Source organism: Halanaerobium salsuginis (assembly GCF_900114545.1).
GTDB lineage: Bacteria > Bacillota > Halanaerobiia > Halanaerobiales > Halanaerobiaceae > Halanaerobium > Halanaerobium salsuginis.
The window spans coordinates 37,557-52,146 of the sequence record NZ_FOTI01000004.1 but is presented as its reverse complement, the minus strand read 5'-3'; the positions used below and the strand labels follow the sequence as shown (position 1 = coordinate 52,146).

The 14,590-nt window shown below is 35.2% G+C and carries 15 protein-coding genes; all 15 read right to left on the bottom strand.

Features of this window, described 5'->3' with window-relative positions; all coding sequences use genetic code 11:
• Positions 1-256: 256 nt before the first annotated feature.
• The 15 genes from BMZ74_RS02635 to BMZ74_RS02565 all read right to left on the bottom strand — a co-directional run bounded on the left by BMZ74_RS02635 (position 257) and on the right by BMZ74_RS02565 (position 14,354).
• Positions 257-559, bottom strand: coding sequence for a hypothetical protein (locus BMZ74_RS02635; RefSeq protein ID WP_089859261.1), 303 nt, complete (start codon positions 557-559; stop codon positions 257-259).
• A 127-nt stretch (positions 560-686) separates the two neighbouring features.
• Positions 687-965, bottom strand: a complete 279-nt coding sequence (locus BMZ74_RS02630; protein WP_089859258.1) for a hypothetical protein — start codon at positions 963-965, stop codon at positions 687-689.
• 29 nt (positions 966-994) lie between these two features.
• Complete coding sequence (locus BMZ74_RS02625) at positions 995-1,780, bottom strand: ParA family protein (protein WP_089859255.1); 786 nt, start codon at positions 1,778-1,780, stop codon at positions 995-997.
• Positions 1,781-2,120: 340 nt separating this feature from the next.
• Positions 2,121-2,387, bottom strand: a complete 267-nt coding sequence (locus BMZ74_RS02620; protein WP_089859253.1) for a hypothetical protein — start codon at positions 2,385-2,387, stop codon at positions 2,121-2,123.
• A gap of 42 nt (positions 2,388-2,429) precedes the next feature.
• Positions 2,430-2,855 carry a hypothetical protein gene (locus BMZ74_RS02615; RefSeq protein WP_089859250.1) on the bottom strand — a complete coding sequence of 142 codons (426 nt, stop codon included), beginning with the start codon at positions 2,853-2,855 and terminating at the stop codon, positions 2,430-2,432.
• A gap of 15 nt (positions 2,856-2,870) precedes the next feature.
• Positions 2,871-3,446: a DUF8042 domain-containing protein gene (locus BMZ74_RS02610; protein ID WP_143070136.1), complete on the bottom strand. Its 576-nt coding sequence runs from the start codon at positions 3,444-3,446 to the stop codon at positions 2,871-2,873.
• Positions 3,447-3,534: 88 nt separating this feature from the next.
• Positions 3,535-4,974 carry a flagellar filament capping protein FliD gene (gene fliD / locus BMZ74_RS02605; protein ID WP_089859244.1) on the bottom strand — a complete coding sequence of 480 codons (1,440 nt, stop codon included), beginning with the start codon at positions 4,972-4,974 and terminating at the stop codon, positions 3,535-3,537.
• 16 nt (positions 4,975-4,990) lie between these two features.
• Positions 4,991-5,362, bottom strand: coding sequence for a flagellar protein FlaG (locus BMZ74_RS02600; RefSeq protein WP_089859241.1), 372 nt, complete (start codon positions 5,360-5,362; stop codon positions 4,991-4,993).
• A 90-nt stretch (positions 5,363-5,452) separates the two neighbouring features.
• Entirely contained in the window at positions 5,453-6,814 is a 1,362-nt protein-coding gene (locus tag BMZ74_RS14745) for a flagellin N-terminal helical domain-containing protein (protein ID WP_089859238.1), read from the bottom strand.
• Between the two features lie 190 nt (positions 6,815-7,004).
• Positions 7,005-7,898 (bottom strand): flagellar hook-associated protein FlgL, encoded by an 894-nt coding sequence (gene flgL, locus BMZ74_RS02590; RefSeq protein WP_089859235.1) that lies wholly within the window; start codon positions 7,896-7,898, stop codon positions 7,005-7,007.
• A 19-nt stretch (positions 7,899-7,917) separates the two neighbouring features.
• On the bottom strand, positions 7,918-9,600 hold the full coding sequence (gene flgK, locus BMZ74_RS02585) for a flagellar hook-associated protein FlgK (RefSeq protein WP_089859232.1): 1,683 nt from the start codon (positions 9,598-9,600) through the stop codon (positions 7,918-7,920).
• Between the two features lie 13 nt (positions 9,601-9,613).
• Entirely contained in the window at positions 9,614-10,114 is a 501-nt protein-coding gene (locus BMZ74_RS02580; protein ID WP_089859230.1) for a flagellar protein FlgN, read from the bottom strand.
• A gap of 11 nt (positions 10,115-10,125) precedes the next feature.
• Entirely contained in the window at positions 10,126-10,395 is a 270-nt protein-coding gene (gene flgM / locus BMZ74_RS02575) for a flagellar biosynthesis anti-sigma factor FlgM (RefSeq protein ID WP_089859226.1), read from the bottom strand.
• 173 nt (positions 10,396-10,568) lie between these two features.
• The gene (locus tag BMZ74_RS02570) at positions 10,569-12,281 is read right to left on the bottom strand and encodes a methyl-accepting chemotaxis protein (protein WP_245750794.1); all 1,713 of its coding nucleotides are present in this window, start codon (positions 12,279-12,281) and stop codon (positions 10,569-10,571) included.
• 363 nt (positions 12,282-12,644) lie between these two features.
• Positions 12,645-14,354, bottom strand: a complete 1,710-nt coding sequence (locus tag BMZ74_RS02565) for a methyl-accepting chemotaxis protein (protein WP_089859223.1) — start codon at positions 14,352-14,354, stop codon at positions 12,645-12,647.
• Positions 14,355-14,590: the final 236 nt, after the last annotated feature.

The window sequence follows — 14,590 nt, the reverse complement described above, 5'->3', positions numbered from 1 at the left end:
AATTTGCTCCTCCTTTAAAAATCATCCTAAGATAATATTATAATTGCTCGTCTTCTTCATTGGTTATTTTTAACTATTTATTTCATTACCTACTCTAATAATCAAAAAGTTCTCTCAATAAATTTAAGTTTTACTTTTTAGATAAAAAATATATTCAATAATAAAATATCATACTGTTGCGACACCATAGTGTCAGAGGCTACTAAATTAATTTCTCCAATAATTCAAGTTTACTTTCATAATATTTTTATTAGTATCACTCAAAAACTTCCACTACAACTGACTCAGGCACCCACATATACTCAATTCCTTCATCATTAATTGGAAACTCAAAATAGTACCAGTTACCCCTTAAATCAGTTTTATATTGATCACTACCTTCTAGACCTTCCAACCACTGTTCTTCTGCTATAACTAGCTCATCTTCATCATTAACATTATCTTCTGGGAACCCTTCTCTTATAATTTTTAATTTATATTCTCCCTCTGGAAAATTGAATCCACTTTCCAGATAATTTTTAGCTTTATAATAATTACCCACTCTATAATTTAAACTCATAAATAACATCGTCCTTAGATCTTTTATTTTTAGTCTACCAATAATATAATTCTTGAAATATCTACTAAACCCTTTTTATTACTAAAAAAGACCTATGCCCTCATCAAAAAGGCATAGGTCATTAGTCTTATTCTAGATGTTTTGCAATGTAGTGCTTTATGGCTAGATTCACTAGCTGAGTGTAGCTCTCGATCACATTTTTATCTTTCAGCAGCTCCATCTTCTCTCGGAGTGATTTCTCAAGGTAAGTAGTTACTCTCACGTGTTTTTCCTCAAAACTTTTCTTTTCCCTTCGCTTTTTCAGTTTCTCCTTCAAATCTAGCTCTTTTTCCTCTTCTTTATCATTGTTTTTTAATTTCGACTTCTTTTTCAACTTTAGTTTATTTACCTTCACTTTTTTAGGCATCAGAACTCCCCCTAGAATTTTAGTCTTTTCTACTGCAGCCGCTGGATCATCTCTTCAATCACTCTTTCAAATTGACTCAATGTTCTGGCTCTCCAGGGCAACCCTCTCATTGTTTCTTGGTTGAATTGAGCATTGGGAATTGCTGTATCTACTCCGATGTATTCCTTAAAGAAGAGATCCGGGTAGGTTCTTTCGTACTCTGCAAGCATCCTTTCAGTCAGATTTCTTCTCAGATCCACTTTGTTAGCCACTATTCCCAGAACTTCTAGCTTAGTTTCTGGCTCCAGCTGCAGTTGTTTTATCTCCACCAGGAAACTGATCAGGTTCTTTAGTGAAAGCTGCTGAGCTTCTGCAATGATTAGCAACTCATCGCTGACAATGTAGCCAGCTCTAGAAAGTTCAGTCAGACTCGGTGGATGGTCCAAGAGAACAAAATCATAGGTCTCCTTCAGCTTCTTTACTATTTCTGCCAGAGTGTTGCTGACACCGGTCTGTATTTCATCTACTCTAGCTGACCCAGGTATGATTTTCTTGTCTCCTTTGCCGGGCAGCTCAGTTACTACATCTTCCAATGCTTTCTGACCGGTTAGCAGATCGAAAAGATTACTATCCTCATTCTGGCTCAGGTTGATGTCTGTCAGGTCAGTCTGTGAATCAAGGTCCAGCATTACTATTGAATATCCTGCATTGGCCAGTTCCTCAGCCATGACTGTGGTTAGAGTAGTTTTTCCAACTCCACCCTTCCTGTTAGAAATACTTATTACTTTTGGACCGAGCTTACTTTCAGTTTTATTTGTTATTATTTTTTTAGGCACTGCTTTTCCTCCTCTCCCTACGTAGACCGTCTACGTATACTGTTTACGTCTACGTTTACTTTATTATTTTGTTAGGAGAGAGAATTAGGTTGGTGGAGCGGATTGGAAAGTTAGGTGTTTGAACTGGAGAGTGATGTTTGGGTTGGATTTCTTAGGTGAATTGAGGATTGATCAAGAAAAGAATTTCAGAAGTAGGATTTTGTAGATAGGTGAGATTTTTTGTCCCCTAACGCTAACATTCAAGGCTTTCATGACATAGAAAACCCCATTCTCTCAGCAATTATACTGAAAAAATGGGGTTATCTTTATCTATCAAATATTATAAAATTTTATAATTAGCTTAACCTAAAACTTCACATTTCTTTACCTTAGTTTTAAGATAGTTAAAATACTCCTGCAGTTCTTTTTCCTCTTCAGCTGTTAGTTCTTCATCTCTTATTTTTACTGCTGTAGCTCTCATATTTCTCAGCTTCCACTCTATTTCAGTGAGTTTGCTCTTCCTTCTTTTCACTTCTGTTCTTTTATTTTTAGAAATTTTTAGTTTAGACTTTACTTCATCTTTCAATTTCTTTATTATCTTCAACAGCTCATGAGCTTTTATTTGCATTTTTATCATTCCTAATTATTCATACTTTAACTTCTAGTATGTCTAACCCTGCTCATCCAAAACATGTTCCTCTTTTTTATCTTCAGCATAGATAAAGCGATCTGAACCGGAGGCAGTCATCTTGACACTAACCTTACCGATCCCAAATTCTTCGTTAACCTGCTGCTGAATAGCAGCCTGAATCTCTGTTAAATTATATTCTCCCGGATCAATTTTTACAGCTCTATTGCGGTTATTATGGTTAATAAAAAAGATATTATTGCTGTTGTTGATTTTAATTGGTCTTTTAATCGAATCAGAAGCTGCAAAGTCTTCTAAGTCATAGGTGACTTTGGCTGGCTGCTGTGATTTGGTAAATCTGTCACCTTTTTCTGGTTGAGCTTCATTTTTTTCAGGATGGTTTAATTTCTGTACAAGGAGATTTTTGATTTGGGTTAGGACAGAGTTTGTTTTTTCTACAGCAGACATTTTTGGTCACCTCTTTTAGTATTCTTCTAATAATTCCTGATTAAAATCACTTAACTTATCAATATATTCTACCATTTCTACTTCTAATAGATCTCCCAGGTAATCATAGTTCTCATTCTGTAGAGATACCATAGCTCTATTTAGTGCCTGAGTAAAATCAGATAGTATCTTATTACTTTTATCCTTCAGTTCTTCATTATCTATCAAGGACATTATACCATTGATTACTTCCAGATACCACTGGATGCCCTCTAAAGTCTTATCCAGCAGATCAGAAGCATCTGCTTCTTTGCCATTTTTGAAAAGCTCAGCTGAGTTATTCAAAGCATTTTTTAATTTAGGTAGATAGTCTTCTGCTTCTTTAAGGGTTTCAGTTATTAGCTGTTCAACTTTTTTGCTTTCAAACTTTATCTTATCTATTCTTTCTAGATCAAGCTCATTTTCCTGAAAATATTCTAAAGAAACCTCAACTTCATCCAGATGGATTGTATCTACTATTTCATTTTCTAGCTTTGATTCTACCAATTTTAAAATATCGTTTTTATCTGTTACAGCTTCTGCTATTACATTTTCATTTATATAAATTTCCATAATATATTTTCCTTCCCGAAACAATTAGAGGAGATCAGTATCTATTTAGCTAACCAACCCCCTCAAAATTTACTAATTACTATCATATTTACATCATACTAGTTGCAGTAGATCCTCCCATACTCTGAAGTTGACTCATCATCCAGCTCTGCTGACTCTGCATTTCTGAAATAGCTTCTTCCATTGCAGAAAACTGATCAACATATCGCTGACGAGTCATTTCTACCTTTCGCTGTACATCTTCTATATCATCATTTAATCCATCTATCCGGGTATCATAGAAGTCAAGTCTTCTTGGTATCAAACCAGTATTGGACTGCATCAATTGATCAAGGTAGCTATCCATTCTAACAGCCATTCCTTCATAGCCATCAGAATCACTTTCGGCATTAAAGATAGACATTACCTCTTCTGGAGAATTTTCAAGAACTTCAGTAAACTTAGAACTATCAAAGCTCATTACTCCATCTCTATCGATTTCTATACCAACAGAAGTTAAAGTATTATAGTCTCCACTATCTTTTACTTTGGAAGTTACAAGTTCTCTTAAACGCATCTGTAAGCGCATAGCAGTACTATCACCTTGTAAAACAGCACTTTTTTCTGTTTCTTCATCATAGTCTGTCTTACCATCAAGAAAGCTCATTGCACTGTTATACTGATCTACAAATGCCTGAACTGCTTTGGTAGCTTTACCCGTATCTTTAGCTACAGAAACACTGGAAAAAGCAGTATCTGTTCCATCATTAGCAACAGCATCTGGATTGATATTAAAGGTAACACCTTCTACTGCTTCAGAAAAAGTATTATTAGAACTAGTTATACCTGTAATCCCATTAATATCTATTTCTGCATTAGAAGCTGTCTGAACTTCATTAGCTAATACTTCATTTGAGTCAACATCTAATTCAATAATACCTAAACCTTTTAAAACACCATTAGAATCAACAATACTATCATTTACAACCAATTCATTTTCGGTACCAGTATCATTAGTTTCTAATACCAGATGGTTATCGACTATAGAAGCTTTAACACCTGCATCAGCATCATTAATATTATTACTGATATCTCTCAGAGTATCATTTTCACTAATGGTAATTTCAGTTCCATTAATCTGAATATTATTTTCAGCAGCAATCCCAGTAAAACCTGTAAGATCTTTAATAGCAGTCTCAGAATCATCTAGTTTGCTTCCTGCAAGACGCTGAGCTTTAGCAGTACTTTTAACTGTAACAGAGTAAGTAGCCTCATCAGAACTATTACTTGCAGTTGCTGTAACTACATCTTCATTACTGCTATTAGCAGTTCTAGAATTGTAAGTTGCAGAAAGTTTTAAGTCAGTAATCCTATTCTCTAACTTATCAAGTCTGCTATTAACGTCTCTCCAGGCACCTTTAGTCTGCTCCAGTTCTGATATTTCTTGCTGGTAATTATATATTGGACGCTGCTCTAACTGAACCAACTGCTTTATTATTGAATCCGTATCCATACCGGTGGCTAAACCACCAAGACTTAAATCACTCATTTATAACACCTTCTTTCTAAACCGTCTCATTTATCAGGATTCCTACCATTTCATGAATTCTTGCTTGTAAATCAAGCATCTCTTCTGGTGGCAGTTCTTTAATTACTTCATCTGTATTTAAATCAACTACCTTAACCATCATCTTTTCTGTATCTTCATGAATCTGAAAGGAAAGCCCTTCTTTAACTTTATCTACTATTTCGTTTACATCTTTAACTGATTCTCTGACTTCATCTTCAAGGTCTTGTTCTGAATATTGCTGTTTTTCTCGAAGAGATTCAGGCTTGCGATCACTATTATTATTTCTATTAACTCTAGTGTTTTGATTATTGCTGTTGTTATTATGAATCTGACGGTTGGAAAGAGATTCAACACTATCTACTTTCATAATAGCTTCCACCCTTTCTTTAAAAAAAGCCAGCCGGAAAACCGGCCGGCTTAATTGTTAGTTTATATCTATATTATTCTCTTCAAGAAATTAACCGAGTAACTGTAGTACTCCCTGTGGTAACTGATTAGCCTGAGCCATCATAGCAGTACCAGCCTGACTTAAGATCTGAGATTTAGTAAAGCTCATCATCTCTTTAGCCATATCAACATCAGATATTCTGGATTCAGCAGCTGTTAAATTCTCTTCAGCAGTATTCAGATTATTGATTGTGTGATCTAATCTATTTTGTGCTGCACCTAGTTTAGAACGCTCTGCAGAAACATATTTTATTGCATCATCAAGTGTGTTTATTGCAGAAGATGCTCCACTTTGATCTGTAAGGTCTAAATTATCAATTTGAAGAGCTGAAGCAGACATATCGGAAACTGACATTTTAGTAGCCTGACCTGAATTAGCACCTATTTGAAATCTCGCAGCCTTTTCATCATCAAAATCAATTGTTGCATCTGCAGCTGCAGCTAATTCGGCATCAAATGAAAGTTTAAATCCACCAACATTTACTTCACCACTTGTATCATCTGTTACAGTTACAGTATTACCAACAGTGTCACCAGCTTGATCAGTAACTTCAAATGTTGCTGTCATTTGAGCATCAAATGTTACTTCATCTCCCTGAGCATAATTTGTTCCATCACCAGTATTATCAATTGTAACACCACCAACAGTCGCTGTGGCACCTGCTGATTGATTAATATTTCTAGCAAGTTCATTACCTTCTGCATCATAAAGAACCGCATCAAAAGCTGATGTGCCATCGGTAGCAGATTCAAGCTTAACTGTATTTTCGCCTAATTCAGCACTATTTGTTGCAGCAATACTAACTCCATCACTTGCTTTTCCAGTTACATTAGCAGTAGTCCTACTTACAGAAGTTGTTTCTATACCATAAGTTTGTGTGGTTAAGGAATTATCTACAGCTTCTGCTTCTGAAATATTAGTTGAACCTGCAGTAAGTGTAGACTCAAAAGATAAATCACCGTTTAATAAAGACTTTGTGTTAAATTCAGTAGTATTTGAAATACGATCAATTTCACTAGTTAATTGAGAAATTTCTTTTTGAATTTCAGCACGATCATCAGATGTATTAGTATCATTAGCAGCCTGAACTGATAATTCTCTCATTCGCTGTAGAATTGAATGAGTTTCTTTAAGAGCACCCTCAGCAGTCTGAATCATTGAGATACCATCCTGAGCGTTTCTCTGTGCCTGAGCAAGACCTCTTGTCTGTGCATTCATCTTTTCGCTAATTGCAAGACCAGCAGCATCGTCAGCAGCACCATTAATTCTTTTACCTGAGGACAATCTTTGTAAAGACTTTTGTAAGTTACCCTGTGTGTTTTTTAGCTGGTTGTATGAATTCAACGCAGCTACATTTGTGTTAATTCTCATTTTTTATTCCTCCTTGAAATTTTGTGTTGTTCCTGGCATCCTTGCCAGTTGTTCTAATTTGTTTTGGTTATATGAGCACCTCCGCAGCAACACTTCGGCCGATAGTGTTGCCAGCAACGGTGTTTTAGTAACCATTACAACTATGGTCATCTTTAAACCATAGTTATAAAAGCCACTAAAATTATGACTTTTATCTAATAAAGTCTACTAAAGACTGCTGCATAATTCTTGAGCCAGAGGCTAAGGAAGCCCTATAAACTGTTTCTTCCATTTTTAAATTAGTAATTACTTCTGCTAGATCAGCATCTTCATTTTTAGACTTTAAGCTTTTTATATGAATTTCATTCGCTTCTAATCTATCAATAACATTTCCAGTCCGCTGAAGTTTTCCACCAACTTCTGCTCTTAACTCAGCATATTTATTAATTGAATCATCCATTTCAGATAAGTTATTACCTATATCCTCACCTGAAATACTCTCATCTTCTAGTTGAGTATATATTTTATTAATGCTCTCTATTTCATCTTTAAAAACCTCATGCCCATTAAGATTAATATCCATCTCTACATTTTCATTTAATCTTCTGGCTACCTTACTTGTATCTCCATTATACTTCACATAATTATCAATGCCATTATCAACAACTTCAAAAGGTTTTGCATCTGTTTTTTGACCTGAAAAAATATAACTATCACCAAGTTTAGCATTAGAAATATCTATTAACTCATCTCTTAATTCTTTCATTTCTTTTGCCACCATTTTTCGATCACCAGAAGTCAAAGAATCATTAGCAGTTTTAATTGTTAATTCTCTTGCTCTTTGAATTACTTCAGTTCCACTTTTCAGAGCGCTCTCTGTAGTATTTAACCAGTTTTCAGTCTGACCAACATTGCGCTGAAACTGCTCGTTCCGGTTTAACTGTGATTTGTAATTCATGCTATCTGAAACTTTAATTGGAGCATCAGATGGCATCTGGAAAACTTTGCCTGAACTGAGCTGTTCATTTAAATCGTTAAGATCTCCCATATTAGTTTCGAGATGATCCAGCATATTTCTGATCATCATTGAATTAGTAACTCGCATTGCATTCACTCCTATCGGCTTAGACTATAGTCATTAGTGTTTCTAATAATTGATCTGTTTTAGTAATATATTTAGCTGCTGCTGCATAAGACTGCTGATACTTAATCAAGTTAGCCATTTCTTCGTCCAGCGAAACACCAGAAACACTGCGGTCGAGAGTTTCTAACTGTTTTAAAACAACGTCTTGATTGTCCTGCATCTTTTGGGCCCGACTTGACTCTGCTCCAACTGAGGTAACAATTGTCCGGAAATAACTTTCAATTGATGTTCCTTCTATTATTTCACCTTTGTCAAAAAGATTAGCCAGCTGATTAGCATTAGCTCCACTACCATTATTGTACTCCAGGCTTACTTCAGAATCTCCTTCACCTTGAGCTGTAAGTTCAAACTCGGGACTGCTGTTATTAACTGTCAGGTCACCGTTAGCTCCAATAGTAAAGCCAACTTTATCGCCCAGTGCTACTGTAGCTGTAGTTGTATTACCAGTTTCAGGATTAGTAACTATTAAGTCATATTGACTGCCATTTGGCACAACATCGACTTCATAATTGCCATTTAGAGAATTACCGAGTGTATTTACTTTAACTACTGAGTCGGATTCACTACCATTTCCAGCCGCAATCTTATCGAGACCGGTTGCTACATCAGCAATTTCGTCAGTTAAAGCAAGTTGAGCAACTGCACTTTTAGTACTATTGGGATTAATATCTTTAAAGAACTTTGCCCCCTGATCACCGTTTAAATCATAACCTGCCTGATGCTGTTGATTAAATTCTTCCACCATTGTTGCAGCCATCTTATTAAGGCGTCCTTTATAAAAATCTAATTTTTCATCTCTCATTTCTAACCAGGCTGCCATTTTACCATTAGTAGGTTCAATTTCAGTTTTAGTTCGACTGTGAATAATACTGGCATTGAATTTACCAGGTTCACCCGGTACAACTTCAAGATCATAAGCATCTGAGCCATTAACCAGCTGTAAACCATTAGTCGAGACAATCAGATTACCCTGAGCATCTTCTCTCCCCTGGACATTAATTAATTGGTTCATTTCTTTATAAAGGGCATCGCGTTCATCCATTAAATCATTAGGATTTTGTCCACTTCCCTTAACCGATACTATCTGTTTATTTAAATTAGCTATTTTAGCTGATAGTTCATTAACATCTGTAACCGCATTAGTTAAATTATCATTAATACTTTCTTTATAATCAAGCAGTTGATTTTCCACACTCTGCATTGAATCTATTAAATTATAGGCATTTTCTCTGACCATGTTGCGGGCTGCACTATCAGAAGGATTATTACTTAAATCTTGCAGTGAATTCCAGAATTCATTAATTGCTGTATCTACTCCTGATTCAGAAGGTTCATTGAAGATATACTCAACTTTTTCCAAACCTCTCTGTAGTTCTTCCCAATAACCTGCCCCCTGATTTTCTTTAAAAATCTGAGCATTAATAAATTGATCTTTAACTCGCTCTATTTGAGAAATTTCAACACCAGTTCCCATCTGACCTGCTGAGTTACTATTGGTCAGAGCCGGGCTGGTATAGGGAGTAGAAGCTTTGTGAATCGCACGCTGTTTGTTATAACTTGTATTATTAGCATTGGCAATATTATGGCCTGTTACATCTAAGGATTTACGCTGTGTTTCCAGTGCCCGCAGGCCAATATTTAAACCACTAAAGATATTACTCATCTGATTCCCACCTTTATCCTTGTCTATTGATAATTCTTGGCTGTTCTTTTTTGTTTTTATCCTGCTGTGAATAGGTCGAATCTTGATCTTTAATTTTCTGCATAATAGTTTCAAAAGATAGTTTATTTAATTCTAATGCCTGTTTTAAAAGCAGTTCATTTTGATGATTCAGCTGCTGAAATTGATCTGTTAGTTCAACTAAATCTGCTCTTAAAGGCTCTAAGTCATTTTTCCAGTCAGCTGGCAGATGAGCAATTAACTCACTGTAGGAATCTTTACTCAGTTCCAGCTCAAACTCAGTTTTAATCAGTTCTATTTTAGCCTTGCGCTCTGCTTCGGCTGCTTCAATTTCTTTAATTACTTCTCGATCAGATTCAACTGTTTTCACTATCTGATTTAAGTCATTATCAATTAAAGCCTGTTTTTTAGTTTCAGCTATTGAAAACAATCTCTGATAAAGTTCTTTTTCCCGGGCCAGGATATTTAGTAAATCTTTTTTTAAAGCTCCATTCATTTACTTAACACCTACTTAAATTTTTTTAAAATCTTAGCTGAAATCTGCTGACTATCAACCTGATAACTACCATTTTTAAGTTCAGCTTTTAAATTAGCTATTTTTTCACTACCAGGCTCAGCAATATTTTTAAGTTCAGCTCTAGCAGTCATGATTATTTTTGCCCTGGCAGAGATTTTAGTACTATCATCTTTACTTTCACTCTGCTGTGCTGCCTGATGCTGCTGCATTTTTTTATAATATTGATCTATTTTTCCTGTTGGAATTCCATTAATCTTCATGGCTGCTCCCTCCTTAAAAAACTCACTTACTTTTACTTTCTGCTATTAATATCGGGAGAGCAGCCATTTTATTAAATCTTATTTAGAGTCATTTTGAGCTTTTAAGAACAGTTAGATCAAATTAAATCTATTTTTCTCTGCTTTTTAGCCTTTTTTGGCTTTTTTAATTTTATTTAAGAAACTTTAAACTGTTTAATTAAATCAGCCAGATCATTGGCAGTTCTAACTAGATCTTCAGCTGATTCTGCAATCATTTTAGTTGAACTAGACTGTTCTTCAGTTGCCGCTGCTACCCCTTCTGCATTCTGAGCAGCTTCCTGACTAACTAATGCTATCTCTTGTACTGCTTCCCCGGCTGTTTTGCTGCTCTCATCCATTCTCATACCCTGTTCCCCAATTTCGGTTGCAATCCGTTCTAATTCTTCGGAAGCAATCATTATCTGGGCAAAAATAGCAGCTGTTTGATTAATTTCTTCTACACTTGCAGCAACTTTTTCTTTATTAATATCCATTTTTTGAACTGTATTTTTAACATCTCGTTGAATAGAAACAATTAATTTTGCAATATCTTCAGTAGCACTGCTGGACTGTTCAGCTAATTCTCTAATTTCATCTGCTACTACACTAAATCCCCGTCCTGCTTCACCAGCTCGAGCTGCTTCGATAGCAGCATTTAAAGCTAATAGGTTAGTTTGAGCAGCAATATTATTAATCAAATTGATGATTTCTCCGATTTTTTCAGAAGATTGTCCTAATGAATCAATTACTTCTACAGTTAACTCTGTATTTTTACTTACTTCTTTAAAACTTTGTTCAGAATCAACCAGCGATTGATTACCGTTCATAATATTATCTAACACATTCTTAGACTGTGCGGTCATTTGATCAGTATTCTGACTTAAATGACTAATCTCTGCTGTCAGATTTTCCATTGTTGAAGCAGCTTCTTCTACCTGAGCTGACTGTTCTTCAGCCCCTGAAGCAATATGTTGAACTGCATTACCAACTTCATCAGCAGAAGCTGCTAATTCTTCTCCAGTAGCAGTTAAATCCTGACTGGAATTGCTTAATTCTTGCACACTTGCTTCAATATTAGTAATTATATTTTTTAGACTTGCTATCATATCTGCAAAAGCCTGGGCCAGCACACCAATCTCGTCTTCACGTTTTAAATATTTGGGGTTAACTTCAATCATTAAATTACCAGCAGCAATCTCACCTGCATAATCACTGAGAACATTAAGTGGCTGGGTCAATTTAAAAACAGTAATAAAAACAATTAACGCAAAAACTAAAGCTGCTAAAAGTGCAAAAATAGTTGTCATACCGGTAACACCTTTAACCATACTATCTACAAAAGCAAGTGAAGTCCCAACATACCAAATGCCAACTATATCTCCATCTGAATTGTGAAGCGGCATATAAGCTGTTTGGTATTGATTGCCAACTACATTTGCTTCTCCATAAAAGTTTTGGCCCTGATTTAAAACCTGCTCAGCTACCTGAGCAGAAACTTTAGTTCCGACTGCCCGTTGACCATCTTGCTGGACATTGGTAGCAACTCTGGTGTCTTCAGCAAAAATAGTTACTGTATTTCCCTGAGTCAGCTCACCAATTTGATCGGTAATTTCATAATTACCATTAATTAGAGTATTACCTTTATATAGTTTTTCCCCCTCCAGATGCCAGGCCCCGGGATATTCCAGATCAAGAATTCGATAACCTGTATTTAAATCAGATTCTGCTTTAATTAAAGCTGCTGATTTAGCTTCTTTAATAGCCGCATTTCTAATCTGAAATAAAATTAGCCCAATCATCAGTATCAGTCCAATTACTACAATAAGCAATATTCTGTATTTTATTGCCAGTTTGTTTAGTTTTAACATTTAGCTTCCTCCCCTAATTTTTTAGTTTATTACTAGATTAAATCTCCCCCATATTAAAACAAACAATTTCCCTCTACCTAATATAATTATCGTAATTTTTTTAATTAAATTAACTCTACTTGCCGGTCAAAATCATGTTTAACTTATCTTTAACTGTAAAATACTCTTTTTTACTACTATTTATAACTGAACTACATTTTTTGACAAAATATTGATAATTATCTTGCTAAAAAAACTGATTCCAATTGCAATTGGAATCAGTTAAATATAGTATCTATTAAAATTTTCAGGAAACACAGTTGGAGAATTTTTTAAACAGGTAAAGTTTAATTTATTTTAATTAAAAACTGTGTTTCCCAAAACTTAATTTAATTTAAACTGCCTGACTAAATCAGCTAAATTACCAGCAGTTTCAACAAGTGCTTCTGCAGATTCAGCAATTATTCTTGTGGAATGAGATTGTTCAATACTGGCTGCTGCTACACCTTCTGCATTATGAGCTGCTTCTTCACTTACAACTGCAATTTCTCCGACAGCAGAACGAGCAGTTTCACTATTTTGATTCATACTAATACTTTCTCTTTCAATCGCTGAAATCAGTTGGCTTAAACTATCAGCTGCTCTGGTAACATCAACAAAAACATCAGCAGTTCGATTTATTTCTGCCACACTATTGTCAACTTCAACTTCATTTTGATTCATTTTACTAACTGTATTCTTAACATCTTTTTGAATAGAAATAATTAAACGAGAGATATCTTCCGTTGCCTTAGCTGCCTGTTCAGCTAACGTTCTAATCTCATCAGCTACTACACTAAATCCCCGCCCAGCCTCCCCAGCCCGGGCTGCTTCTATTGCTGCATTTAAAGCCAGCAGATTAGTCTGAGAAGCAATGTCATTGATCAAATTTACTATCTGACCAATCTTTTCCGAAGACTGCCCAAGTGAATCTATCACTGCTGAGGTGGCACGGGTATTTTCACTTACCTGTTGAAAACTCTGCTTTGAATTTGTCAAGGCTTGATTACCGCTTTTGATGTTTTCCACTACATTCTGTGACTGTTTTCCCATCTCCTGCGAATTGGCAGATATTTTATCAATATCTTCAGCTAGAGTATCAATTAAAGAAGTAACCTCTTGCACTTGAGCTGACTGTTCTTCTGCCCCAGATGCAATATGCTGAATTGAATTACCTACCTCATCAGCCGAGGCTGATAATTCTTCACCAGTTGCTGTGAGATCCTGGCTGGAATTGCCAAGTTCTTCTACTGTAGTCGTTATTTCAGTAATTACAGTTCTTAATTTGATTAACATTTTCTGAAAAGCAGCTGCTAAAGTTCCAATTTCATCTTCTTTTTTTAGATAAGCTTCTGCAATCGTCAGATTTAAATTACCAGCTGCTATTTCTTCAGCATATTGACTCAAATCATTAAGTGGTCTGATTAGTCTAACTACAAAAAAGAGGAGGATAATGATTAAAATTATAGTTGCAATAAGAGAAAAAATTGCTGTATTAATTGTAATACCACTGATTAGTTGCTGAACAAAACCGAGCGAAGTAGCTACCGACCAAATACCAATTATTTCGCCATTAGAATTTCTAATTGGCTGATAAGCTGTCTGATAAAGCGCTCCTAGAATATCTGCCTCACCATTAAAAATCTCACCTGTTTTTAAAACTACCTCAGCTACATTCTGATCAACATTGGTACCTACAGCTCTTCTGCCATTTTCAATTACAGTTGTAGCTACTCTTTTTCGATCAGCAAAAATAGTTACAATATCACCTTTCGCAAGCTGCGAAATATTATCAACCAATTGGTTATTATCATTAATTAAAGTTTCTCCTTTATAGAGCTGACCATTTTCCAGATGCCATGCTCCTGGATATTTAAGATCAACTACCTGATAGCCAAAAGCTAAGTCAGCTGCTGCTTTGACTGCTGCTGTATTTTTAGCTTCTTCAACCGCAACTTCTCTAATTCTAAAAATAGTACCGGCAGTTAACAAAGTTATTCCCAATACTACAATCAATAAAATTTTGTACTTAATAGATAATCTACTTAATCTCATCTAAATTTCCCCCTTTATTTTAGGTAATTCTTAAATTCATCTCATCTAAAATGATCATCCCCAATTAACTCAGCTCAGCAATTTTAATCTTGACTATTTTACTTAAGTTTATATTTAATAATAACTATTATCGTTTATTATTAGCAAAAAGTAAATCAGCTGTTTTTAACAAATTTGACCTGCAGTCAGTTTTAAGCTGATTATCCTCTTTTTTCCTGCTCTTTTCGGCTATTTAA